The 23453-nt window shown below is 41.9% G+C and carries 21 protein-coding genes and 1 pseudogene; 10 read left to right on the top strand and 12 right to left on the bottom strand.

Annotation, left to right across the window (positions count from 1 at the left end; translation table 11 throughout):
- Positions 1-482: 482 nt before the first annotated feature.
- The 5 genes from rlmKL (at position 483) to rmf (ending at position 7223) form a co-directional block, all read left to right on the top strand.
- A complete protein-coding gene (gene rlmKL / locus L4C35_RS01320) occupies positions 483-2621 on the top strand; it encodes a bifunctional 23S rRNA (guanine(2069)-N(7))-methyltransferase RlmK/23S rRNA (guanine(2445)-N(2))-methyltransferase RlmL (protein ID WP_428461183.1) in 2139 nt (712 codons plus the stop codon).
- Positions 2622-2909, top strand: a complete 288-nt coding sequence (locus L4C35_RS01315; RefSeq protein WP_428461182.1) for a glutaredoxin family protein — start codon at positions 2622-2624, stop codon at positions 2907-2909. It abuts the gene before it with no gap.
- A complete protein-coding gene (locus tag L4C35_RS01310; protein WP_428461181.1) occupies positions 2896-4824 on the top strand; it encodes an ABC transporter ATP-binding protein in 1929 nt (642 codons plus the stop codon). The genes L4C35_RS01315 and L4C35_RS01310 overlap by 14 nt, the downstream gene beginning before the upstream one ends.
- Positions 4824-6875 (top strand): DUF3466 family protein, encoded by a 2052-nt coding sequence (locus L4C35_RS01305; protein ID WP_428461180.1) that lies wholly within the window; start codon positions 4824-4826, stop codon positions 6873-6875. The genes L4C35_RS01310 and L4C35_RS01305 overlap by 1 nt, the downstream gene beginning before the upstream one ends.
- A gap of 174 nt (positions 6876-7049) precedes the next feature.
- The gene (rmf, locus tag L4C35_RS01300; protein WP_048898357.1) at positions 7050-7223 is read left to right on the top strand and encodes a ribosome modulation factor; all 174 of its coding nucleotides are present in this window, start codon (positions 7050-7052) and stop codon (positions 7221-7223) included.
- Between the two features lie 170 nt (positions 7224-7393).
- Here the strand turns inward: rmf and fabA are convergent, their stop codons facing one another.
- Together fabA and L4C35_RS01290 are read right to left on the bottom strand one after the other, a co-directional pair.
- Positions 7394-7909, bottom strand: a complete 516-nt coding sequence (gene fabA, locus L4C35_RS01295) for a bifunctional 3-hydroxydecanoyl-ACP dehydratase/trans-2-decenoyl-ACP isomerase (RefSeq protein WP_084711759.1) — start codon at positions 7907-7909, stop codon at positions 7394-7396.
- Positions 7910-7978: 69 nt separating this feature from the next.
- Entirely contained in the window at positions 7979-9673 is a 1695-nt protein-coding gene (locus L4C35_RS01290; protein WP_428461179.1) for an AAA family ATPase, read from the bottom strand.
- Between the two features lie 190 nt (positions 9674-9863).
- On the opposite strand from L4C35_RS01290, the gene matP reads away from it, so the two are divergent.
- Positions 9864-10328 carry a macrodomain Ter protein MatP gene (matP, locus tag L4C35_RS01285; RefSeq protein WP_428461178.1) on the top strand — a complete coding sequence of 155 codons (465 nt, stop codon included), beginning with the start codon at positions 9864-9866 and terminating at the stop codon, positions 10326-10328.
- Between the two features lie 96 nt (positions 10329-10424).
- Positions 10425-10730: a DUF3634 family protein gene (locus L4C35_RS01280; RefSeq protein WP_428461177.1), complete on the top strand. Its 306-nt coding sequence runs from the start codon at positions 10425-10427 to the stop codon at positions 10728-10730.
- 53 nt (positions 10731-10783) lie between these two features.
- On the opposite strand, the gene L4C35_RS01275 is transcribed toward L4C35_RS01280, so the two are convergent.
- A complete protein-coding gene (locus L4C35_RS01275; RefSeq protein ID WP_428461176.1) occupies positions 10784-11029 on the bottom strand; it encodes a hypothetical protein in 246 nt (81 codons plus the stop codon).
- A 217-nt stretch (positions 11030-11246) separates the two neighbouring features.
- On the opposite strand from L4C35_RS01275, the gene L4C35_RS01270 reads away from it, so the two are divergent.
- Positions 11247-11954: a PilZ domain-containing protein gene (locus L4C35_RS01270; RefSeq protein WP_428461175.1), complete on the top strand. Its 708-nt coding sequence runs from the start codon at positions 11247-11249 to the stop codon at positions 11952-11954.
- An 8-nt stretch (positions 11955-11962) separates the two neighbouring features.
- Here the strand turns inward: L4C35_RS01270 and L4C35_RS01265 are convergent, their stop codons facing one another.
- From L4C35_RS01265 to L4C35_RS01255, 3 genes are all read right to left on the bottom strand, one after another.
- Positions 11963-12343: a response regulator gene (locus L4C35_RS01265; RefSeq protein WP_428461174.1), complete on the bottom strand. Its 381-nt coding sequence runs from the start codon at positions 12341-12343 to the stop codon at positions 11963-11965.
- 102 nt (positions 12344-12445) lie between these two features.
- Positions 12446-12649 carry a hypothetical protein gene (locus L4C35_RS01260; protein ID WP_428461173.1) on the bottom strand — a complete coding sequence of 68 codons (204 nt, stop codon included), beginning with the start codon at positions 12647-12649 and terminating at the stop codon, positions 12446-12448.
- 389 nt (positions 12650-13038) lie between these two features.
- Positions 13039-13191, bottom strand: a complete 153-nt coding sequence (locus L4C35_RS01255; protein ID WP_428461172.1) for a hypothetical protein — start codon at positions 13189-13191, stop codon at positions 13039-13041.
- 352 nt (positions 13192-13543) lie between these two features.
- Between L4C35_RS01255 and L4C35_RS01250 the strand changes: the two genes are divergently transcribed.
- Both L4C35_RS01250 and L4C35_RS01245 read left to right on the top strand, forming a co-directional pair.
- Positions 13544-14230: a pseudouridine synthase gene (locus L4C35_RS01250; protein WP_428461171.1), complete on the top strand. Its 687-nt coding sequence runs from the start codon at positions 13544-13546 to the stop codon at positions 14228-14230.
- 132 nt (positions 14231-14362) lie between these two features.
- Complete coding sequence (locus L4C35_RS01245; protein WP_428461170.1) at positions 14363-14542, top strand: hypothetical protein; 180 nt, start codon at positions 14363-14365, stop codon at positions 14540-14542.
- Positions 14543-15154: 612 nt separating this feature from the next.
- Here the strand turns inward: L4C35_RS01245 and L4C35_RS01240 are convergent.
- The 6 genes and pseudogenes from L4C35_RS01240 to L4C35_RS01215 all read right to left on the bottom strand — a co-directional run bounded on the left by L4C35_RS01240 (position 15155) and on the right by L4C35_RS01215 (position 23125).
- Complete coding sequence (locus L4C35_RS01240) at positions 15155-15343, bottom strand: hypothetical protein (RefSeq protein ID WP_428461169.1); 189 nt, start codon at positions 15341-15343, stop codon at positions 15155-15157.
- A gap of 19 nt (positions 15344-15362) precedes the next feature.
- Positions 15363-15782: pseudogene (locus L4C35_RS01235) on the bottom strand (helix-turn-helix domain-containing protein); the annotation flags it as partial.
- A gap of 493 nt (positions 15783-16275) precedes the next feature.
- Positions 16276-17439: an acetyl-CoA C-acyltransferase FadA gene (gene fadA, locus L4C35_RS01230; protein ID WP_428461168.1), complete on the bottom strand. Its 1164-nt coding sequence runs from the start codon at positions 17437-17439 to the stop codon at positions 16276-16278.
- 15 nt (positions 17440-17454) lie between these two features.
- The gene (gene fadB, locus L4C35_RS01225) at positions 17455-19599 is read right to left on the bottom strand and encodes a fatty acid oxidation complex subunit alpha FadB (protein WP_428461167.1); all 2145 of its coding nucleotides are present in this window, start codon (positions 19597-19599) and stop codon (positions 17455-17457) included.
- 26 nt (positions 19600-19625) lie between these two features.
- Positions 19626-20933: an acetyl-CoA hydrolase/transferase family protein gene (locus L4C35_RS01220; RefSeq protein WP_428461166.1), complete on the bottom strand. Its 1308-nt coding sequence runs from the start codon at positions 20931-20933 to the stop codon at positions 19626-19628.
- A gap of 497 nt (positions 20934-21430) precedes the next feature.
- Positions 21431-23125 carry an acyl-CoA dehydrogenase family protein gene (locus tag L4C35_RS01215; protein ID WP_428461165.1) on the bottom strand — a complete coding sequence of 565 codons (1695 nt, stop codon included), beginning with the start codon at positions 23123-23125 and terminating at the stop codon, positions 21431-21433.
- Positions 23126-23453 lie beyond the last annotated feature (328 nt).

The raw sequence follows: 23453 nt of genomic DNA, 5'->3' as shown, positions 1-23453 counted from the left end.
TGTTTCTTAGGGTGAACAATGGCTGCGTTGGTGTTGTAAGTGCTTACTGTACCTGAAAGAACTTGAATTAAGCATGATTGTCTTCAGGTGTGAACAGTGTGTTGGTAGGCATTAGGCGGGTTTAGTTAACTGTTGTCATAGGAAGCGGTGTTGGAAAGGTCTATGAGTCGTTGCGGTGCTTTACTTGAAGGCAGCAGGAAAGGTGATGTTTTTCTTCTGGTCAGATACTTGTTTTACACCGCTGGTTACGGTGTAACTGCTTTGCGCGCATTTGCCTTTCGTAATCCCTTAATTGCGATAATGCAATTAAGGGGATTGCTACGGTAAGTAACCTAGTTGACCGATTTTTCATGATGGTTTTGTTCTATCTGCACATTAACTGGATATTTTTTAAGTAAATATCAAAAGCATTCGTTGATTCGCGAGGTATTTTCGGGGTTTTCGGTTATAATTCCGAGCAACTAAAGTGCGAAAAGAACTCCATGAATCAATATCTAGCAATCACGTCTCGAGGTCTTGAGAACCTCCTAGCCGAAGAACTTAATGAACTCGGCGCACAAAGCGTTCAAGTCGTCCATGCGGGCGTACGCTTTAAAGCAAATCAAGAAACAGCTTACCGTTGTTGTCTATGGACGCGTATTTCATCGCGTATCATCCAAGTATTGAGCGAATTTAATGTTCGCGACGATATGGACTTGTACCTTGGCGCTGCGGCGATCAATTGGACAAATTATTTCAGTAACTCAACACGTATTGTTGTTGACTTTAACGGTACTAACCGTGAAATCCGTAATAGCCAATACGGTGCGATGAAAGTTAAAGATGCCATCGTAGATAGCTTCACCAAAGCAGACTTACGTCGTCCAAATATCGACCGTGATCAGCCAGACCTACGTATTCACATGCGTTTATCTGGTGAGAAAGGCGTGTTAGGCCTTGATATGGCAGGTAGCGGCCTTCACCAGCGTGGTTACCGTACCGAAGCTGGTCGTGCTCCATTACGTGAAACGCACGCTGCTGCGCTTGTGATTAAGAGTGGCTGGACACCAGAACAACCATTACTCGATCCTATGTGTGGTTCAGGTACTTTGCTAATTGAAGCTGCAATGATGGCGGCAGACATAGCACCTGGCCTTAAACGTAAACGCTGGGGCTTTGAGTCAATTAAAGATTTCGATAAAGAAGCTTGGCTTGAGATTCATGCAGAAGCGACGGTTAAAGCACGTCGCGGTGTAGCAAAAGTTGAGACTAAGTTCTTTGGTTTTGAACTTGAACATCGCGTATTAGCGATTGCTCGTGATAATGCGGGCCGTGCTGGTGTTAAATCGTTAATCAATTTCCAACAGGGCGATGCAACAGAGCTAAAAGCCCCTGAAGGGTTTGAAGCGGGTACGGTTATTTGTAACCCACCATACGGTGAACGTCTAGGTACAACGCCAGAGCTAATCAGCCTATATACAGAGTTAGGTAATCGTCTTAAGTTAGCTTTTGCTGGCTCAACGGCGGCACTTTACTCGGGTTCTAATGAACTACTTAGCTGTATTCGCATGCGTGCTGACAAGCAATTCAAACTAGCGAACGGTGCACTTGATTGTGTGCTTAAAACTTATTTGATTACGGCTGGTGGTGTTAAAAAAGAAGAAGGGGAAGCAGAAGGACACATCGAACAAAAAGATGTTGCACCAGATTTTGCGAACCGTCTTAAAAAGAACATTGCAAAACTCGGTAAATGGGCGAAAAAAGAAGGCATTGAGTGCTACCGCATTTATGATGCTGACTTGCCTAACTACAACGCAGCGATTGACCGCTATCAAGATTACTTGATCATTCAAGAATACGCAGCACCTAAAACGGTACCTGAAGAGACTGCACGTCGTCGTATCATGGATATCTTGCGTGCAACGATTCAAGTAACAGGCGTTGATAACAGCAAAGTTATCTTGAAAGTGCGTGAGCGCCAAAAAGGTAAGAGCCAATACCAGAAGCTATCAAGTGCAGAGCGTCACATGAATGTTTCTGAGTATGGTGTTCAGCTTAAAGTGAACCTTTACGATTACCTTGATACGGGCTTGTTCCTGGATCACCGTATTACTCGTCGCAAGTTAGGCGAAATGGCGGCAGGGAAAGATTTCCTTAACTTATTTGCTTATACCGGTTCTGCAAGTGTCCATGCGGCTGTAGGTGGCGCGAAATCAACAACTACGGTTGATATGTCGAACACTTACCTAACGTGGGCACAAGAAAACATGGAGCTGAATAACCAAGTTGGTGAACAACATGAGTTTATTCAAGCGGATTGTTTGCAGTGGCTACAAGAAGTTGATGATACGTTTGACCTGATCTTTATCGATCCGCCAACGTTCTCAAACTCTAAGCGTATGAAGCAGAGCTTTGATGTTCAGCGCGACCATATGATGTTGCTTGAAAACTTGAAGCGTATGCTACGTCCTGAAGGTCAGATTGTTTTCTCTAACAACAAACGTCACTTCAAGATGGACTTCGAAGCCCTAGATAAACTAGGCCTTGAAGCAAGTAATATTTCGGATAAAACGTTGCCAATGGATTTCGCACGTAATAAACAGATCCACAACTGTTGGGTTATTAAACACAAGGAAGCGTAAGTGCTAATCACGCTTTATAGCACGGAAGGATGCCACCTTTGCGAGCAGGCTTATTGCTTGCTCGTAGAGGCCGGAGTAGAAGAGCACGTTAAGGTAGTTGATATTGCCTTTGATGACGTGCTCTTTTTACGTTACGGCGTCACGATACCTGTTGTATCAATCTCATCAGATGCATCCACTGCGATGGCAGAGGCATCTGATGATTCTACACTTTCAATTTCTGAACTTGGCTGGCCGTTTGATCGTGCCGACCTTGCAGTATGGTTAAAAAATAATGGCTTTAATTAATATTAGTAATGCGCAACTGGCGTATGGTGATCACGCGTTATTGGATAAGGCGGAGTTTGTTCTTCAGCCAAATGAGCGTGTGTGTTTAGTGGGCCGAAATGGCGCCGGTAAATCGACCTTTATGAAAGTAGTAACCGGCGATGTACTGCTTGATGACGGTAGCATCCAGCGTCAGACTGAACTTAAAATCTCGCGTTTAGAGCAAGATCCACCGCGTAATGCAGAAGGCAATGTATTTGATTATGTTGCTGAAGGCTTAGCAGAAGTGGGTAAGGTACTGAAAGAATACCACCACTTATTGGATTTAATTTCGGTGGATCCAAGTGAGTCAAACTTAAATAAATTGACTCGTGCGCAAGAGAAAATTGATCATGCTAATGCTTGGCAGTTTGACACCCAAATTGCAGCGGTATTAGAAAGCTTACACTTAGACCCACATACTATGCTTTCAGACCTTTCTGGTGGTTGGCAGCGTAAAGCCGCACTTGCTCGTGCATTGGTATGTAACCCTGATATTTTGTTACTTGATGAGCCAACCAACCACTTGGACGTGGCAACTATCGAGTGGCTTGAAGGTTTCTTAAAGAGCTTCCGTGGCTCAATCATCTTCATTTCGCATGACCGTGCATTTATTCGTTCAATGGCGACTCGTATTCTAGATCTAGACCGCGGCAAACTTGCTTCTTTCCCTGGTGATTACGAGCTTTACCTAGAAAGTAAAGAAGAGATGCTACGTGTAGAGGCGGAGCAAAATGCAGAATTTGATAAAAAGTTAGCTCAAGAAGAGGTATGGATTCGTCAGGGCGTTAAAGCGCGACGTACACGTAATGAAGGCCGTGTTCGTGCATTGAAAGCATTGCGTGCTGAACGTAGCGAACGTCGTGAAGTGGTTGGTAAAGCCGACATGAAACTTCAAGAGGCGAAACGCTCTGGTAAGATCGTATTTGAAGCCGAGAATATCTGTTACAGCTATGCTGACGCGCAGATCATCAAAGATTTCAGTTTTACCGTTATGCGTGGCGACCGTATCGCTCTGATTGGCCCAAACGGCTGTGGTAAGAGTACCTTGCTAAAAGTGATGTTAGAGCAACTCACGCCAACATCAGGTAAGTTCCACTGTGGTACCAAGATTGATGCGGCATACTTTGACCAATACCGCGAAGTGCTAGACCCAGAAAAGACTGTTATGGACAACCTGGCTGATGGTAAGCAAGAAGTTACCGTTAATGGTGTAACACGTCATGCATTAGGCTACCTACAAGACTTCCTTTTCCATCCTCGTCGTGCGCGTACACCGGTTAAAGCACTCTCTGGTGGTGAGAAAAACCGTCTGTTATTGGCGAAATTGTTCCTTAAACCTAATAATTTATTAATTCTCGATGAACCAACGAACGATCTAGATATCGAAACATTGGAACTTTTAGAAGAAATACTTGCCAATTATCAGGGTACTTTATTATTGGTGAGCCACGACCGTCAATTTGTTGATAATACTGTGACTACAAGCTGGATTTTTGAAGGTAATGGGGTTATCGATGAGTACGTAGGTGGTTATCATGACGCTCAGGAGCAACGTGCTAACTCGCTAACGAATATTGCAAAAGCGCAGGCTGCTGAATATGAGCAGGCGAAGAAGAAACAAGAAAATAATAAGCCGCGTCAGGAAGAGCCTAAACGATCTGCAAAGAAACTGTCGTTTAAGCTTCAAAATGAATTAAACAACCTGCCGCAGAAACTAGAAGAATTGGAAAATGAAATTGCTGCTATTCAGGAACAAGTTAATGATCCTGCATTCTTCCAAGACGTAAAAAATGACACTGAAGCAACGCTAGCGCGCTTAGCCGATGCTGAACAAGAACTTGAAAGTGCATTTGAACGTTGGGAAGAATTAGAAGCAATGCAGAAGGAATCCTAATGCGACAAAATATGTTAAAGCTGTCTACGCTGGCGATTCTTATCGCTGGTGTCACTAACGCTAATGCCGCTGTTTATAAGATAGTTGAAGTTGATGATGGTAGTGGTATTGCTGCCATTGATTCCATTGATTATTACGGAAAAAACACATCAGGTCGCACAGAAACATATGCACAAGCTATTCAGCAATCTAAAGATGGCGAAGATTGTTTTGCTGGTAGTTGTGCCACAGATTACAAAACCGTAGGGGAAAGCCGCTTTGGTAACGCCGGCTTAGAATATCGAGATGAAGTTGCTTTTATCTTTGATAACCTGCAGGAAATAAATGATGTAAGCACGTTAGAGTCTTACTGTAAAAATAACCTCGGCTTTAATACCTGTGATTCTTGGGCTGAAAGTCGCTATTTTGGTACAGGTTACAATACAGAAGATAACCATGACGGTAGTGGTTATGCTGGGTTACTTCGTGAACAGCAAGCATTTAAGCTTGGTTATACCCGTAATTCATTTTTATTAGTGAATGGTCAACCGACACCAACGTTTGCTGAAGAGAGATCGAAATACGATCCATCCCTCATCGGCTCGTTAGGGGATATTCAAGCTAACTCTATGAACTCAGTACCTAATGGTATTGTGAACAATGGCGTTGATGGTGCTGGAACAGATTATGTTTACGGTGTCACAAGCGGTGCATATTTTAAAAATGGTTCAGGTAACGCTCGACCGTTTGCTAAGCGCGGTTTCATTCAAGATGACGCTAGCTTTAAAGTTGCCCTAAACCCTGCGACCGATGCAACGAAGCTTGCTCAAGCTATGGGTACAACAACCGCGTGGGGCGCAATTAAGAACCCTAATAATACCAATTTGCTTGTTGTAGGTAGTGCATCGTTTACTGAAAGTTACCTTGATGACAGTAAGAAGCTACCGTCATCGAGTGACTTACGGATCAATGATGTTAAGCAAAGCTTGAGTACGAGCAGCTTAAATAATTGTTCATCACAAGCTAACGCAGGCAACTTTAATGGTTTGTTTAGCACGTGGGAGTGCCAGTTTACTGTTTTTGCCAATGATGCTTATTTGTGGAATGTGAACCCTGCAGATGGCAGTGCGACACCTATTCGTATTACAGCTCGTTCTTTAAATGCCCGAGACCCAGATGAAAAGCGTCGCTCTTATCAGGCATCTGCGCATGCAATTGAAAACGTTAATAACAAGCTAATGATTGTTGGAACAAGCACTGAGCGTGTATCTAACGATTACTATGTTCAACGTGCTGCTGTGTATACCCCTAAGTCAACACTAGATCTTAATGATATTAAAGCGGATCAATGGGATAAAAAACTGATCGGTCCTGAGTTCAAAGATGGTGATAAGCGTCAGTACGCTTACAGTGTCGCGACAGATATCAATACTAAAGATCAAGTAACGGGTGTTGCTAAATTGTATCGTTCAGAGTCTCGTACTTATACAGAGCGTATGTTTATTTACGATAACACCAAAGGGTCGTATAAATTCTTAGATGCAGGGGTTAACCCAATCTTCTTTGATGGCTCTAATGGTTATGCTGCTGCAATCAATAATAATAATGTGGTTGTCGGTAAGCTCGATTCAGAGAATGCGAATCAGGTAGATGGCCGTCAACGCCGTCAACGTGGTTTCTTGTATAATGCGGGTAGCGATATCGCAGGATCGCCGTTAAAAGCTGGTGGCGCTTGGTTCCTTGATGATCTAACCAATGATGGTGTGACATCTGGTAGTAAAGTAGCGAATAGCTACCGTATAGCTGAAATCTCAGACATCAATGATGCAGGTGTTATTTCTGCAACGGCAGTTTATTGTGATGGTGGTTACGATAAATTAACGCAGGAAGCGACATGTAAAGGGGGAGAGAAGAACTCTGAACGTGTTGTTGCGGTTAAATTAGTACCGATTCAAAACGGTGATATCCAAGCTCGTCCTGCTGAAGAAACGCAGATCAAACGTAACGGTGCCTCACTAGGTATGTTCGCTTTGACACTGTTAGGCTTCATTGGTTTCAGAAGACGCAAATAAATTTTCGTCAAGTTTGGTTAAAACTCATACAGGCTCACAAATTGTGAGCCTGTTTTGTTTTTGGGGTTGATCATTATTCATAAATCACTCATCTTTATATCTGGAGTCACAAAAACTCCATCATTATGAAATTGTAATGAAAGAAATAAATAAGTAAGGAATGAGGACCGAAGTATGAAGAGACAAAAGCGGGATCGTTTAGAACGCGCACAAGCTCGCGGTTATCAGGCAGCTTTGAATGGCCGTTCTAGTGAAGCGTGTCCATATCAGGCAACGGATGCCCGTACAAATTGGTTAGGCGGTTGGCGAGAAGCAAGAGGCGAAATACAGCAAGGTCTCTATAAATAAATCCCCCTCAAATTACCTTATTTAGCCCCTTAGGAGAGGGGCTTTTTAATGTCTGCAATATAGGCACAGAAATACACTATTGGTATTACTGCTGGTGGCCATTTTATGATTAAATCACGCACAATAAAAAAGGCCGCATAAGCGACCTTTTGAAATCAGTTTGGGAAGAATTAGAAAGCGTTAGTGTCTTTGAATAGGCCTACTTTCAGGTCTTTAGCAACGTAGATTTCTTTACCATCAACAAGCACTCGACCATCGGCTACGCCCATAATCAGTTTACGGTTGATAACACGCTTGAACTGAATGTCGTAAGTTACTTTCTTTGCTGTTGGTAGGATTTGGCCTGTGAACTTCACTTCACCCACACCCAGTGCACGGCCTTTGCCTTCACCACCAGACCAGCCTAAGAAGAAACCAACAAGCTGCCACATAGCATCTAGGCCAAGACAACCCGGCATTACAGGGTCACCTTTAAAGTGGCAATCAAAGAACCATAGGCTTGGGTCAATATCTAGCTCTGCATGGATAAAACCTTTACCGTGCTCGCCACCTTCGCCAGTGATTTTAACAATTCGATCAATCATTAGCATGTTATCAGAGGGTAGACGCGGGAACTCAGGCCCGTGTAGCTCACCTTTACCACATGCAACTAGTTCTTCATATTCGTAAGATTGAGGGCGATTCATCACTATTCGTTAGCTCCTTGAAAAGTATGGGAGCAATTTAGCGTACACGTGTAAGCTAAACAACTCGGATCAGTGCTGGACAAACCAGTTCTTAATTCGAGTTAACCAACTGACTTCATTAGAAAGATCACCATGATGGAAGTGATCGATACGTTCCGCAATACGCGTTAGCAAGGTCTCAACGTCGTCATCATCGCTTCTAAATGGTACACCCGTCAGTAAAGGCAAGGTTTCATCGACATTTTCAACTGGCCAAATATGGAAGTGTCCCGCTTTGATTGCTTCAACCACTTCATCATTCAAGCATAGATTAACCAGGTTTGTTTTGGGTAAGATCACGCCCTGATTACCCGTTAGTCCGCGATGAACACAAACCTTATAGAAGCCTTCAATTTTCTCATTGATGCCACCAACAGCTTGTACGCGTCCAAACTGGTCGACTGCACCTGTCACGGCAACTTGCTGATTGATCGGTTGGTTAGACAATGCTGAAACCAGCGCACAAAGCTCGGCAAGTGATGCACTGTCACCATCGACTTCGCAGTATGATTGCTCAAATACAATAGAAGCTGAGTAGGGTAAAGGTTGGTCGAGGTCTAATGCTGCGCTGACAAACGCCTGCATGATCATCATACCTTTAGCGTGGATATTACCTGCAAGGTCAACTTTACGCTCTACATCGGAAATATCACCGTCACCAAAGTGAACGACACAAGATATACGTGCTGGTTCACCGTAGGATTGTGGGTGGCCTGGAACTTCGACAACCGTTAAGCCGTTTACCTGCCCAACTTCTTCACCTTGGGAGATAATAACCACCATGCCATGATGAATATCTTCGATTGCACGCTCAGGGAGGTAAGACTCACGAAATTCTTTGGCTTTTAATGATGCGGCGAGATGCTCTGCCGTAATTGCTTCGCCTTTAGATTCTAATGCTGCTTCAGACAAAATGCCTTGGTGCCAGATAGGGCATAGAGGAACACGGTTTTTATCTTCAGCGTAACGGGCACCAGTGCGCAACAGCAACTCAATGGCTTTGGCGTCGGCCAACTGTGGTAAGCCCGCGTGTTCACAAACAGATTTCACGTAACTTAAATAATCTGGCATCGTTTCTGTTGATAGCACCAGATCTTGTTCAAATTCGCTATACATAGAGAAGCCGCTGCTTAAATCAGGCTCTGCACCGTCTAACTCTGCCATTAAGTAACGATCGCCCATTATCACAAGCTTCACATTTAACTTTTCGGCAGGCGGTACACTATAAAGCGTTTTATTTGAAGCCGGTTGCCAATCCAACTCGCCATTCATTAGCACGCTTTTTAAGCGCGGCCATAACGAAGGGTTCGCCAAAATACTGGTGACAGACAGAACAAGGTAGCCACCATTAGCTTGATGGAGTAGACCGTGTTTGATTTGTTGTTTAGTGATAGCACTGTCTTCAACGGGCGGGTAAACCGCACCAAAGAGGGTCATTTCCGTAACGTTTTCGCCAGCGATGATAATACTTGCATCTGAGTTATTGAGTTCAGCATCAGATTGCGCTAATAATTCAATAACATAATCGCGGTATATTTTGTTATCTGGTGCAATGACACGCAATACTCGTGGTTGGTAAGGTATTGCGGTAAACCGGCGTACGGCATCCACAAGTCGGTCTTGGAGTAGGCCCGTAGTAGCAGATGGAATCGTATTGAACTGATCCATAATTTCAGCGTATTGTGTGTAATCAGGGATCATGGTACGCCAAGTTTCTTGATGCATAAGCTTGTGCTTTCTTTCGTTACTGTGAAAAGGACAGCAGTATAAATGAATCAGTGCCTTCATAATAGCCATATGCGTGATGATATTCGCGAAAACAAATAGTTAAACACCATCTTGCGATTGAGCTTTAACTTGCTTACAGTTACACTGTCACAGGTTAAGTGTAGACTTCTGAGAATCTCTTTACATTATGAAATATCAACAACTTGAAAATCTTGAAGCGGGTTGGAAATGGACATACCTAGTCAAAAAATGGAAAGAAGGCGAAACCATCACTTCGCATGTTGATACCAGTGAAGATGAAGAAGCTGTTCAACAACTCCTAGCGCTAGAACATGAGCCAACTAAAGTTATTGCTTGGATTGCTAAGCACATGTCGGAAGAACTCGACAAAAAGCTAAAACAAGCGATTCGAGCTAAGCGTAAACGTCACTTTAATGCAGAACAAGTGCATACACGCAAGAAATCTATCGATCTTGATTACCGCGTGTGGGAGAAGCTTGCTGAGAAATCACAAGAGCTTGATTGCACCTTGTCTGATGCAATTGAATACTTGATCAGTGAAAGTAATCGTTCTGAAACGGCAACGCGAAAAGTATCTGATATCAAAAATGAATTATCAGAGCTATTAGATTTTGATCTAAACGAAAGCTAATGCGTCTTTTGTCATTGATACCGCTTTTTACATCAAATAATAGGGTGTTTTGAGCGGCTATACTGAATACTAAGCATATTATTACGGGGAAAACATATGGAGTATGTTGTTGTTCTGGCCGTTGTTGTGGCTGTTTTCGTTTTTTGGGATCGCCCAGTCATGGTACTCCAGTTCGAAGATGGTGAACTAACAAAATCTAAAGGAAACATCCCAAATGGCTTTTTAATGGGGTGCAAAGACATCGCACACAAACAGCCATTCTCTGGTAAGGTTAAAGTTTATAAAACCCGTTTTACGACTAAACTCGTGTTTTCTAAAACCATTCCTTCTAAAATCAAACAACGCATTCATAACGTATTCCCATATACGGGTGGTAGTAAAAAGCATGGTCGTCGAGCTTGACGCTATGTTAGAAGAGTTGCTTTGTAGAAAAGGCTTCCAGTTGGAAGCCTTTTTTATTTAATGCTATTTGCTAGCGCATTATGGTGGTGTAAATAATTAGAAACCACATTTTTAAGTTGCTGCAACTCATCTTTTGTTTGTTGATGGCTATCTTGTTCTTGCTTTAACTGATTCCCTAGCTCAACGGCCATATAGCCACCTTTGATCAGCGCTTTCGTCGTGACCTTGTTACCTGTAAGTTGTTTAAGGTCTTCTATCATGTAGAAGTGCTTTTCTACATTTCTTATTGTTATTGCCATAGAACCTCTCGAAAAGAAGCATTTTATCGAATAACATCAACTACTTCCAGTAAATGATAGCAAACTCACCAGCTTGGTATCAGCAGCTAAGTGTTCTTTTGCAATCATTTTATTACTAACGCACTATAACTTATAAGCGGCATATTTATTAATACGTTTGTAACTTCATTATTAAATTAATACACTAAGCAAAATTTAACTATTACTCGCTCATCAAATGGAACTGAAAAAATATACGTCTAGTAAGGAAAAAGAGAAGCAGATACCTGGTGCTCAAGGTGCATTGCTGATCAAAAGTAGTAGTGTCGTAACCATCAGCATTAAAACACCATTAGGGCGTATTTTCCGATGTGAGACCGCATTCATCGGGACAAATACCCATGATTACTTACTGTTTGAAATGCCGATGATCTCCAAAAAAGAAATAGAGATGTATTTGCTAGAAGGTTTCAACATCGCTATCAAAGCCATTTCAGATCGTGGAGAAGGTGCCGTCGTTCGATTCTCCAGCCAAATAGAGCACCTAATTCTTAAACCTATTGGATTGCTGGTTATTAACATGCCGCACACTATGGTATTAACACCATTACGTAGCGAGCCTCGTTATGAAGTTAATCTGCAAGGGAAGGTTATCTTACCTGAACGCCAGCTACAGGTTGAATTACAGGATTTATCCCATAAAGGCTGTTGTTTTCAACACAGTATTCATGGACCAGAAATTAACCTGGATCAGAAGATCGATATTTTTGTCATGAACCCAACATTAAAAACGTATTTTCAATTGTCGGGTTTAGTGAAAAGCATCAATCGCATAGGAGTGTTTTGTCAGTATGGGGTAATGTTTGATCAACAAGGCTGCAGTAATATTAAGTTATTACTCAAACAGCTTGTTTTCGATGGAACAGGGCTCTCGTTCAAAAAATAATACGCGTACTAGGAGGGGTTTGCCACAGGTAACACTTTGCTTAAACAACGCTCTAATTTTTGTATTGATAGTGGCTTAACAATATAGTCTGCAGGCTTTAATGAAATAACTTGTTTTACAGTATCCATCTCACTGTCACCACTCACAATCACTACAGGTAGGCTAGGGTGCTGTTTTTTAATAAATTGTAAAATCGGAATGCCATCGAGTGGCTTTTCTAAATTGAGATCTAAAAACACACAATCAACAGTGTTATTTATTAAGCCATTAACCGCTGATTGTGGCGATACTGCATGAATAATTGATTGAGGCTTTGCACATTTTCGAAGAAGCTGCGTAAGAATTTGTGCCATTATCTTATTATCTTCAATTATCATAAATCGTTTCATACTACTTCCTTGTATCAACGTCTTTACATCCTTGTTAATAATATTAACGCCTCATGACGAAAGAGTGTAGTAGCAAATGCGATTATGTTCATAAAACAACTATTATTTTTTACACTTATTCGCGCTCTTCAGTTTTTTTAATGCACTGATTTGCTTCTTCATTTGTTTCTTTTTAGGCTTACTGGCCATGATGTACTTCTTATCTATATCCGCACGCCTTGATTCAATGCCACTGCATGATAAATACTTGTACTGCTCAACGTAATCATCAACGGTTTTCTTTTTGGCAAAGCTTTGAAAAGGCATAAGTAAAATTATTAGCAACAAAATTCGCATGTCATTACCTCTTTAAAAGTAAAACTATAACGAAATTCTTACTCTCTTCGTCAAATCATCTCTAACTCTGAGGATGATTGCTTCTTATGCGCGTAACAAGGGCAGGTATACATAGAAGAGTGAGGGGTATTTCACAACATAGAGGCATTACGTTGTCACTTCACCCTGCAATATAGCTACATTCTTATCGATTCGACAAGCTTAGAAGGGCGCTAGTTTAGTGACGGCGTCACTTTGTTTGGGAGATGTGTGAGTTTAAAATTAGGATCTAAAGCAAGCGTTCGCGGGTTATATGTCTATGCCGCTGAAAAAGAAAAAGGTAGCTTTTAAGCTACCTTTCACAATCAGAACAGAATGTATTATTGCTTCTTCAGATCTTTAGTTGGGTAAGTCAGTGCCATACCGTCAACTTTAACGTGAGTGTAGAAACCACCACCACTGAAACCAGTAACAACCATAACACCTAGATCTACGCCTTTAGTTGCTACTACTTGATCATCGAGTTCAAACATTATCTAACACCTTGATTATAAAAAAGATCATGACAGCTATCTATAGGCGTATTTAAACAGAAGCTAGGCCAATGAACTAATCTATTTACTCATCATGTCGATGAGATATTTTCACTAAATTATCCTCAATGTATGTGATTGAAGTAGCAGTAACTGATCTAATACATAATGGTTTATCACGGTGTGTAATTAGTACCAGTAAACACCTGAATTTAACGAGTTACCGCGTCACTTCTTGCCTGTTTGTAACTCTAAATACCATGAATTTACTCTAGCTGAGCTATAACGCGCGGTTGCTAACAACCAACAGATAAGGATAATGGCTTGCTCCTCAGAAAAAATAGTTGTTGTTATGCGTCTTGATAAGTTTGTTTGTAAAAGTACTGAATTCAGCAAAGCTGAAGCGATTCAATTAATCGCGAACGAAGCCGTTAAAGTTAACGATCAGGTTATTACAGATGAAAGGTCGCAAGTCCATAAGAATAATAGGGTTACTTTGAATGGTGTAACACTCACCCCACGAGCATTCCGCTACATTCTACTGCACAAACCCGCAGGTACAATTTGTTCAAATAAAGATGAAGTATACCCATCTTTATTTAATTGGATTGATATCGATAATAGCGAAGAACTGCATATTGCAGGGCGTTTAGACGCAGACACTACGGGGCTAGTCTTAATTACAGATGATGGCCATTGGTCTTTTAATATCACCACACCCAATAAGCAGTGTGAAAAGTGTTATCGGGTTGGTTTATCTCGTCCGATTGCGGATGATGTTGGTGAAAAGTTTAAGCAAGGCATAGCCTTACAAGGCGAGACTCAACTTACTCGACCAGCAAAGCTTGAAGTCATTAATCCTACAGAGGTCTACTTAACAATAACCGAAGGTAAATTCCACCAAGTAAAACGCATGTTCTCAGCAGTAGGCAATCGCGTTGTATCGCTGCACCGAGAAAGTATAGGTAAGGTTACCCTAGATGTTGGAGCAGGAGAGTGGCGCCATTTAACTCGCGACGAAGTGCAGTCTTTTTCTTGAATGGTTTAGTACAACGTATAAATATAGTAGTCCTCCTCACTTACGCACAGGTTACGGTGTAACCCATTGGTCGCATCGTTCGTGGTTGGCCTGTGGGATATGCTGCGTAACGAGAAAAAGTAAGGGGCTTAGATGACTGAACTCATCAAGCTGATAAATGAGCTGGGCGTTAATCCGCCCACGCTTATTATCTGCTATCTACTGTTTCGCTCGGTTAAAGCGCATGAGTCCGTACTAAATGAGCTTAAAAAAGTTTTGGCTAGCCATGATAAGCGGTTGATGAAACTGGAGTGGGATAATAAAAAAAATTGAAGGTGTTAAAGTGGGTACGGTAAAAATAGTATGGGTGCAGTTAAATTAGGACAAAAATGCTAATCAACCCTAACTCTTGATATTAAATACTCTTGTTATTCAATGGGTTATGATGATAAAGCTAAAAGTGAACATCTCGCATTGTTGACACTATAGCGCAAGTGCGTTAATGTCTTAGTGTCAACTGATTTAGGACAATAGAAAAAGGTGAGCTAAGCCCACCTTTTGAAAGATTTTAGTTTAGTACAGTGGTAACCAATCCAGATGCTGTAACAAATCTAAAATTTGTAGTGCCTGTATCAATAAATCGATACAAAGCATTATTACTTTCAATGTCATTGAAACCTCTCTTGACATATGAGTGTTCAAATTGTCTAAACGATAAGTACAGTCTGCAAACTTAGAACTTATTGAATAGTTGTAAATAGTCACTTAATTGTGACTATTTTTGTACCTGAAAGTACAAGAATAAACATACCTCATATTAGTGCGGTTTCACAGCTTATTTTTTATCCATTCTATTTGCAGTGTACTGGCTGCACAAATTGCATGTGTTTTGAACATTAAACCCGACCTTTCGGGCTTTTTCATACCTAAAGGCTAGGGAAGTTATCACATTCGTTTCTTGGCTTTCTCGCGATACATCTTCTTTTTCTCTTTGGTTACCGTGTCACTTTTTGGCTGTTTGATACGGCGGCCACCACGAAACGGTAACGGCGTGACCACATTAGAACGCACGGGTATATAGTCCAGTTCGTACATGCGTTTTAACTGATGATACTCATCAAACCGTAACACCATCGAATCCAGCTCTTTGGGGCTGAACAAGCTCACCAAGACAATCACGGCGGTAACGAGGCTGGTAAACACGAGGTTTACGCTTGGCATGAGGAACCCAGAGGCCATCTGCGATCATCCATTGGCGGAGCGTTTCAACAGAAACATGAATATCATGGCGTTCAGTCAGTTTTTCATGGGCAAGTGTTGGACCAAAGTCTGCGTAATGCTCATGAAGAAGAGATAAAACTCGTAACTTTAAAGAATCAGAGTGACGTCGATTACCTGGCTGGCCACGCTTTAGAGAAATCAGTCCACTAGAGCCAAACTCTGTAAAGCGCTTCACTAAACGATGGATCTGCCGTGTACTTAATCGTAGGAGCCGGGCAGCTTCAACACCAGTAATTCGTTTATCACAGGTGTCTTGAATAACTTTGATCCGCTGTAATTCATTATCAGTCATAGTCAGTAACATCAGGTTGGGATCCAGAACTTTAAAATCACAAGTTCTAAAGCTAGTTCATCATGACATTTCTAACTGGTTCAAACAGGACATTTCTAATTAGATCTTACATACTCAGTGCGCATTATATATATTATGTTAAATAAGGTATATGAAGACGGTAATATCAATGCTGGTTTGTGCCCGTTGTTCTCCTCTTCTCTTATTTAGGCTCATTGCTGCGTGTTATTTAACAGTATTGTGTATTTACCATAAAATAGGTAATAAACACCTATGTTTAAGTACTGCTGCAAATGTTCAGTTTGCCTGGTACTTCAATATAAATGTTTATTACAGCACAGCTAATATTTTAGCTGTGCTTGTTTTGCTTTTAATTTAATACGTAACTCAGACTTTATATAGTCTGAGTTACGTAATGCAGATCTTGCGGCAATTACTCCCAAACAGGTTCTGGAGCATCAGGCGTTTGCGCGAAGCTTAGTTTTCCTTCGTATCATACGCGCTCTATGATTGTGGCTATACCTTGTCCCATACCTATACACATTGTGGCTAAACCATAACGTCCTTTACGTTGCTCCATAACATTAATTAAGGTGCCAACAATCCGTGCGCCCGAACAGCCTAACGGATGGCCTAGTGAAATGGCTCCACCATGTAAATTGACCTTGTCTGTGTGATCATCCCAGAGGTTCATGTCGCGTAAACATGGAATGGCTTGGGCTGCAAAGGCTTCGTTTACCTCAGCATAGTCGATATCGTTAATGGATAAGTTTGCTTTCGCTAATGCCTTTTGGGTTGCAGGAACTGGACCATAGCCCATGATTGCAGCTGGTACTCCCGCTGTGGTTGTAGCAACAATACGGGCCCGAGCAGTTACACCCAGTTCGTTGGCTTTTTCTTCACTCATGACCAATAAACAAGATGCGCCATCAGACAATGCTGATGAACTGCCTGCGGTTACTGTGCCATTCACAGAGTCAAATGCAGGACGAAGTTGGCTTAAGGATGCCTCTGTTGTTTCTGGGCGAATCACTTCGTCCTGTTTTACCAAAATAGGTCTTCCATGCTCGTTATGACCGATAACAGGGATAATTTCATTATCAAAACGCCCTTCAATTGTTGCTTGATGTGCAAGACGATGCGATCGGGCACTTAGTGCATCTTGTTCTTCTCGGGTAACGTTATGCGTTTTTGCTAATGCTTCCGCGGTTAATCCCATTAATACTGATGCTTGAGCGACTTGTTTGTCATTCGCTGGGTTTAGATTTATGCCTTTGGTCATGGGAATATGGCCCATGTGCTCTACTCCACCGACAAGGATGATGTCGGCATCATTTGCTTTGATGGCGCGCGTTGCAATGTGTAGTGCATCCATTGACGATCCACACAAGCGGTTGATCGTTGTTGCGGGCACCTCGACAGGCAGTCCCGCTAGTAATGCAGCATTACGCGCTATGTTCACACCTTGTTCTTCTGTTTGCTGCACACACCCCCAAATAACATCATCAATCATTGTTGGCGCGACTTGAGGCTGACGTTCAAAAATCGCCTTCATTAAATGAGCAGAAAGATTATCGGCACGTATATGGCGGAACACTCCGTTTTTAGAACGCCCCATAGGGGTACGAATTGCATCAACAATTACTACATTTTTCATTATGTTATCCCCATCTTAGGCGTAAAATTTCTGGTTATTTTTAATGCGATTCAGTAATCCTTCTGGCGCTTCGTACAGATCACCCAAGTGTTTATACTGTTCAGCAACAGCCAATAATCGATCCAGACCAAATTGATCCATGTAATAGAATAATCCGCCGCGAAATGGTGGGAACCCCGTGCCATAGATCATCGCAATATCGGCTTCATCAGGTGAGGCAACAACACCTTCATCAAGGCAACGAATGGCTTCAAACATCATAGGTAGCATCATGCGCATAATGATGTCATCGGTGCTAAATTGATAGGCATTACTACACTGCTTAGCCACCAAATTATTTGATTCTTCACAATTAGCGGGCTTGATACGGCCTTTGCGATCGGGGTGATAAATATAGAATCCCTGCGCCGTTTTTTGGCCATAATGTGTATTATCGACAAATGACTGAATAATGTTTACAGCAGGCTTTTTCATTCTGACTGGGAAAGCTTCGCTCATTACATCGATACAATGTGCCGCAGTATCAAGGCCAATCACATCCAGTAAATATGCGGGTCCCATAGGCCAACCAAAGTCTTTACTCATTACTTTATCAATCGTTGGGATATGCCCTCCATCAATGAGTAAATGGTTGAATGCGAGGAAGTATGGCGTTAGACAACGATTAACTAAAAAGCCTGCACAGTCATTCACTACTATGGCTGTTTTACCTAGCTGACTGACATATTTCACCGCTTGGGTGATTGTCTTATCGCTAGTTTGTTCACCGCGAATGACTTCGACTAATGGCATTTTATGTACGGGATTAAAGAAATGAATACCACAGAAATTTTCTGGTTTTTTAAGACCCTTCGCGAGATGACTAATTCGCAATGTGGATGTATTCGAGGTGATAATTGCGTTAGGTGCAACTTGCTCAATTTCGGCGAGAACAGCTTGTTTTATCTCTGAGTTTTCAACCACAGCCTCAATAATGAGGTCGTTTGTTTGCAGAGCATTATTGTGTAAACTCGGTTGGATCCGGTTGAGCGTATCCCCCATTTCTCTTGGTTGTTTACGCCCCCTTTCAACTTGTTTAGCGAGCAGCTTATTGGCCTCTGACAGGCCTAATGACAAACCTGCTTTATTGATATCTTTCAATACAACGTCTATGCCTTTATCTGCTGTTACATAGGCAACCCCCCCGCCCATAATACCGGCACCAATAACGCCAACATCTTTAATGCTTTCAGCGTGCTTGATTAGCGTTTTTGTTTTCGCTTTCACAGCCATATCACTTAGGAAGACTGACACTAATTGATCGGCGGTTCCTGTTTGTACACACTTAACGATCCCACTACGTTCAACAGCAAGCGCTTCGTTGCGCTGACAGTGTGCCGCTTTTTCAATGGTGTCCAACATTATTGCGGGGGCTGGGTAATGTTTACCTGCCACTTTAGCAACCATGCCGCGAGCCACGCTCAGAGACATAGCCAACTCATAATCATTCAGCATCAGGGGCATTTGTTTTTCTTGTCGACGCGCTTGCCAATCAAAATCACCGGCCAAACAAGCGGAGAGTAACGCTTCTGCCTCTGTAACGGGATCGACGCCTTCACTATTGACAACCCCATCAACAAAGTGGTGTTCGAGTGCTTTATCAGCGCGGTATGTTTTGCCTGTTGTAAGCCACTGTAATGAAGTATCTAACCCTAATACACGCGGTAGACGAGTTACACCTCCCCAGCCTGGCATAATCCCCAGCTTTACTTCTGGCAAACTGATTTTTGCATCCGATGTTGCTAAACGATACTCAGCTAATAGCGACAGTTCCACACCGCCACCTGCTGCAACACCATTGATGATCGCGACTTTGGGCATCTCAAGATCTTCGATGCTGTTATATATATCGTGCACCCACTCTAGGTAGGTTGCGACAGCAGATTCTCCATGATTGAATAAGGTGCGAAATGCTTTAACGTCGGCACCTGCGCTAAATATCGGCTTTCCTGAGCGGATAATTAATCCCTGTGCACTAGAGGTTTTAATTGTGGCCACACACGCGATTAATTCTTCAAGAGCTTCTTTGCGCAGCGTATTTACACTATCGGCCTTAGCGTTAAAAATGAGTTCTGCAAATTGCCCACGTTGAGCAACCTGAAAATATTGTCCTTGATACATAACTTAATCCTCAATGAATACACAGGTTACTTTTTAAGACCACATGCTTGTGCTTCTTCCGTGAGTCCCTGGCGGAAATCAGGGTGCGCAATATCGATCAACGCTGCGGCTCGCTGCACTGTCGTTAAGCCACGTAAATCTGCAACGCCATATTCAGTCGCGATAAGCTGAACATCATTTCTTAGCGTAGTGATTGGTGTGCCAGCGGGCAATGCGGTGCGAACCGTGGACTCAACGCCATTTGGCCCCTTGTAAGTTGAGGCTAATGCGATAATAGATAAGCCACCTTTTGATAAAGATGCCCCTCGTACAAAATCGACCTGACCACCAGAACCTGAAATTTGCTTGTGCCCAACACCTTCAGAAGCGACTTGACCGGTAAGGTCGACCATGATGCAGGTGTTAATTGAAACGAAGTTATCATTTTTGGCGATTTCATTAGGGTTATTCACAACCCCAACATCGCTAATTTCTATGTTTTCGTTATTCCCGACAAAATCTATCAGCTCTTGTGATCCCGCGGTAAACGCAGCCACCACTTTATTTGGCTTATAGTTCTTCTTAGAGCCATCAACGGCACCTGATTTGCATAGCTCTAACATCGATTCAGTAAACATTTCGGTATGAATACCTAAGTGTTTATGACCTTTAAGCCCTCTTCCTAAAGCATTCGATATTGTCCCTATGCCAATTTGGATCGTTGCACCATCTTGAATATAAGGAAGCACATGCTCTGCGATAGAGATCTCTAAATCGGACGGGTCGGCCGCTTTGGGGCCCGCAATGCAATGGTGGCCTTCAGTGATAAAAGAAAGGTCATCAATATGAATAAGGTTGTCAGCATTTCCAATAAACGGTTGCTCTTTATTAACCACTCCAATCACTAAATCCACATTGGGTAGCAAGTGTTTATTACCTACACCACCGCACGCCCCCATGCTTACAAAGCCCTCTTTATTAGGTGGCGTGACTTCAATTACCATCACATTACAGCCGACTTGGTCGAGAATTTTCCCTGTATTGGATAGATGATAAGCAATGATTTCAACGTTACCATTGTGTTGGAATTTCTTTTCCAAAGGTCCCATGAAGAAGCTACGATACGTCAGATGACCACGATACTCTGGTTGCAAGAACGCATACGGATAAGTTAACAAACCAGAATACAGCTCTGTTCCTTGAAGTGAAAGTGCCGTTTTTTCTAATTCTTGAAGGAAGAGTACGGGGACAGATAAGTAGCCACCGGCCCATATTTTATCACCAGACTTGATCTTACTTGCTGCATCAGCCATTGAAATAAGCTTTTCACTGTAATCTTCTTGCCAACGTGTCATAAGACTTCTCCATGTTTTAATAAAGGCATCTATCTCAGCCGCTATGCACTCGTTGCGAGAACGTTAACGATTTTTAAGTTACATGCTTTATTTTGTCGATGAGCATTTGATTAACGCTCTAAATCAAACCTTCTTTACTATAATCTCTTGCGCCATCCCCAGCTTTGCATTTCAGGCCAAACGCATGTCTCCATAAGTCAAAATCAAAACTATATGACGTCCCTCACACAGAAAAAACACGCTTAATTTGAAACTCATCCTCAGCATTGATTCATAGATATTAGTGCTAATTACATCTATAAGTGATTGTTATTAAGCGATTTTTATAAGAAGGGAAGATTGGGCATAGACGAAATAAACTAGCGTTATCGTTTGATGAACGCCTCTAGTGAGTAATATTATGAGGAGAGATAGTGGTAGTTAGGAATTGATAGGTGCGAGTAAACAGGTTGGTTGATGTCAAAGTTAGGGCTTACAATAGTAAGCCCTAATCGATTTTAGTCTTTTAGTTTATAGGCATCTTTAAGCGAATAAACGTGTTCTTGCCATAGCTTTTCAAAGCGCTGCTGGTTTGCTATTGGGCGCTGAATAATCGCTTTGGCCTTTTCACTTTGTTCATCGCTATTGCTTGGTTTCGTCATGATGTTAACAGCATAGTGCGACATATCTCGGACTAACACATCAAAGATCTCTTCAATCAGAGCGTTGTCGACTTGCTCTATCTCAGCGTTTTCAAGAATAAGATGACCATAAACAATAAGCGTAAAGCATTCACCTACAGCCAATAAATAATCAATATCTTTGGATTGCTCAGCCGTTGGTGTCGCTTTAATTAAGAAGTTCTTAAATGCTTCGATCTGACCTTGGAAAATATTCACATTTGGTAGGTCAAATTTGTTGTACGTTTGTTGATAGTCGTGAAACTGTATACGACCAAGCCCCTTTGTTGGCCCTTGATTAAACAAGAAGTCATCATTAACTGGTTCATCACGACGCCCAATATCTGGCAGCGTTTTAGGGTTAAACAAGTAGTTCTGCATGAACTTGATGATCAGTGCCATATTAACGTGCACGGTCCCTTCAAGCTTCGGTAACATTCTTATCTCGTGGGCAGCAACTTCAAAGAAAGGTTCTTTTTCAAATCCTTTTGCTGCGATAACATCCCATAAATGATTAATGACATCCTCGCCTTGCGATGTCACTTTCATTTTAACCATTGGATTGAATAATAGATAACGGCGATCATCTTCAGATGCCGCTCGCATATAGTCTGTTGCGCGCTCAGCAAATAGTTTCATCGCACATAGTCGTGCATACCCATCTACAAATAATCTTTTCACATGCGGAAAGTCGGTGACATATTTACTATAAACATAGCGGTTGGCAGCATGATTTATTGCTTCGTAAAAAGCATGCTCACAGAGACCGATAGAACCAAAGCCAAGATTAAACTTGCAGACGTTTATTGTATTTAGCATGTCATCCCAGGCTTTAGGACCTTGCTCGGTAATATCTGCATCAGTTATTGGGTAGTTGTGTAAGTTATATTCTGAAACGTGAATTTGTTCATTCACGGTGTTTTTTACACACTCATAATTAGGATGACGAGAATCAACAGTAAAGAAAACATAATCATCATTATCTGAACGCTTGGCAAAAGTCGAGATTAATGCCGCTTCGTTGCCGTTACCTATATAATATTTACTACCGTTTCCGTGGTAATTACCATCACTCAATGGATCGAGTTTCATTTCTGATGAGTAGATATCTGCACCATGCTCTCTTTCTGATAAGCCAAACCCGAAAACTTTGCCCTCTTTAAGTAATTCAGCCGTTTTATGTTTTAAAGGTTCATTACAGCCTAACCAGATAGGACCAAGACCAAGCATCGAAACCTGAAACGTGTACCAATACGTTATGCCATAGTAAGCAACAATTTCAGCAAATTTTGTATTTCGGTATGTATCCCAACGGGCATCGGAATCACCATAGCCTGACGGTGTCATTAATGTCGCAAGAACATTATTCTCCTTCATAAATTCAGCAAATTCATGATTCCAAACTTTATCATGCCAATCTTTTTTAAGGCTATGTAGTCCTTTATCTTCAAAAAAGTTGATCACTTTTTGCATCAACTGCTGCGTTGTTTCATCACGATACTTGAAATTGTGCTCTTTCGGGTTAAATAACATTGAGGAACCTCGCGTTAGTAATGATAGGGAGTTCCTTCCGAACGAAACTATCCACTTTCTTTCAGCGCACTTAGTCGAAGATGTACGCATTTGTTCTGTACGGTCGGTATGGTTAGTGTAAAGAGAAAATAGACGGCGACTTTGCATATTGCGCCATGGGTTTTGCTATTTAAGCCGAAAAGACCAGACTGTGATCGTGGTGGCACATTGAAGGTTATCTATATTCGCGCGTATTAGGTACGATCAAACATTCAAAGACGAACCTCAAATAAGCCCTTCTACATCTCATTTTAGACACAATTGAAGTTGGATTGATTGATTTAAGATT

This window comes from Photobacterium kagoshimensis, assembly GCF_050337045.1.
Lineage (GTDB): Bacteria > Pseudomonadota > Gammaproteobacteria > Enterobacterales > Vibrionaceae > Photobacterium > Photobacterium kagoshimensis.
Note: the sequence above shows the minus strand (reverse complement) of the source record. Positions and strands in the feature narration are given on the sequence as shown.

Bases quoted from the DNA above. Each gene is read 5' to 3' on its own strand.
- rlmKL (WP_428461183.1), top strand. From the start codon at position 483: ATGAATCAATATCTAGCAATCACGTCTCGAGGTCTTGAGAACCTCCTA.
- L4C35_RS01310 (WP_428461181.1), top strand. From the start codon at position 2,896: ATGGCTTTAATTAATATTAGTAATGCGCAACTGGCGTATGGTGATCAC.
- L4C35_RS01305 (WP_428461180.1), top strand. From the start codon at position 4,824: ATGCGACAAAATATGTTAAAGCTGTCTACGCTGGCGATTCTTATCGCT.
- rmf (WP_048898357.1), top strand. From the start codon at position 7,050: ATGAAGAGACAAAAGCGGGATCGTTTAGAACGCGCACAAGCTCGCGGT.
- fabA (WP_084711759.1), bottom strand. From the start codon at position 7,909: ATGAATCGCCCTCAATCTTACGAATATGAAGAACTAGTTGCATGTGGT.
- L4C35_RS01290 (WP_428461179.1), bottom strand. From the start codon at position 9,673: ATGCATCAAGAAACTTGGCGTACCATGATCCCTGATTACACACAATAC.
- matP (WP_428461178.1), top strand. From the start codon at position 9,864: ATGAAATATCAACAACTTGAAAATCTTGAAGCGGGTTGGAAATGGACA.
- L4C35_RS01280 (WP_428461177.1), top strand. From the start codon at position 10,425: ATGGAGTATGTTGTTGTTCTGGCCGTTGTTGTGGCTGTTTTCGTTTTT.
- L4C35_RS01275 (WP_428461176.1), bottom strand. From the start codon at position 11,029: ATGGCAATAACAATAAGAAATGTAGAAAAGCACTTCTACATGATAGAA.
- L4C35_RS01270 (WP_428461175.1), top strand. From the start codon at position 11,247: ATGGAACTGAAAAAATATACGTCTAGTAAGGAAAAAGAGAAGCAGATA.
- L4C35_RS01265 (WP_428461174.1), bottom strand. From the start codon at position 12,343: ATGAAACGATTTATGATAATTGAAGATAATAAGATAATGGCACAAATT.
- L4C35_RS01260 (WP_428461173.1), bottom strand. From the start codon at position 12,649: ATGCCTTTTCAAAGCTTTGCCAAAAAGAAAACCGTTGATGATTACGTT.
- L4C35_RS01255 (WP_428461172.1), bottom strand. From the start codon at position 13,191: ATGTTTGAACTCGATGATCAAGTAGTAGCAACTAAAGGCGTAGATCTA.
- L4C35_RS01250 (WP_428461171.1), top strand. From the start codon at position 13,544: ATGCGTCTTGATAAGTTTGTTTGTAAAAGTACTGAATTCAGCAAAGCT.
- L4C35_RS01245 (WP_428461170.1), top strand. From the start codon at position 14,363: ATGACTGAACTCATCAAGCTGATAAATGAGCTGGGCGTTAATCCGCCC.
- L4C35_RS01240 (WP_428461169.1), bottom strand. From the start codon at position 15,343: ATGGTGTTACGGTTTGATGAGTATCATCAGTTAAAACGCATGTACGAA.
- fadA (WP_428461168.1), bottom strand. From the start codon at position 17,439: ATGAAAAATGTAGTAATTGTTGATGCAATTCGTACCCCTATGGGGCGT.
- fadB (WP_428461167.1), bottom strand. From the start codon at position 19,599: ATGTATCAAGGACAATATTTTCAGGTTGCTCAACGTGGGCAATTTGCA.
- L4C35_RS01220 (WP_428461166.1), bottom strand. From the start codon at position 20,933: ATGACACGTTGGCAAGAAGATTACAGTGAAAAGCTTATTTCAATGGCT.
- L4C35_RS01215 (WP_428461165.1), bottom strand. From the start codon at position 23,125: ATGTTATTTAACCCGAAAGAGCACAATTTCAAGTATCGTGATGAAACA.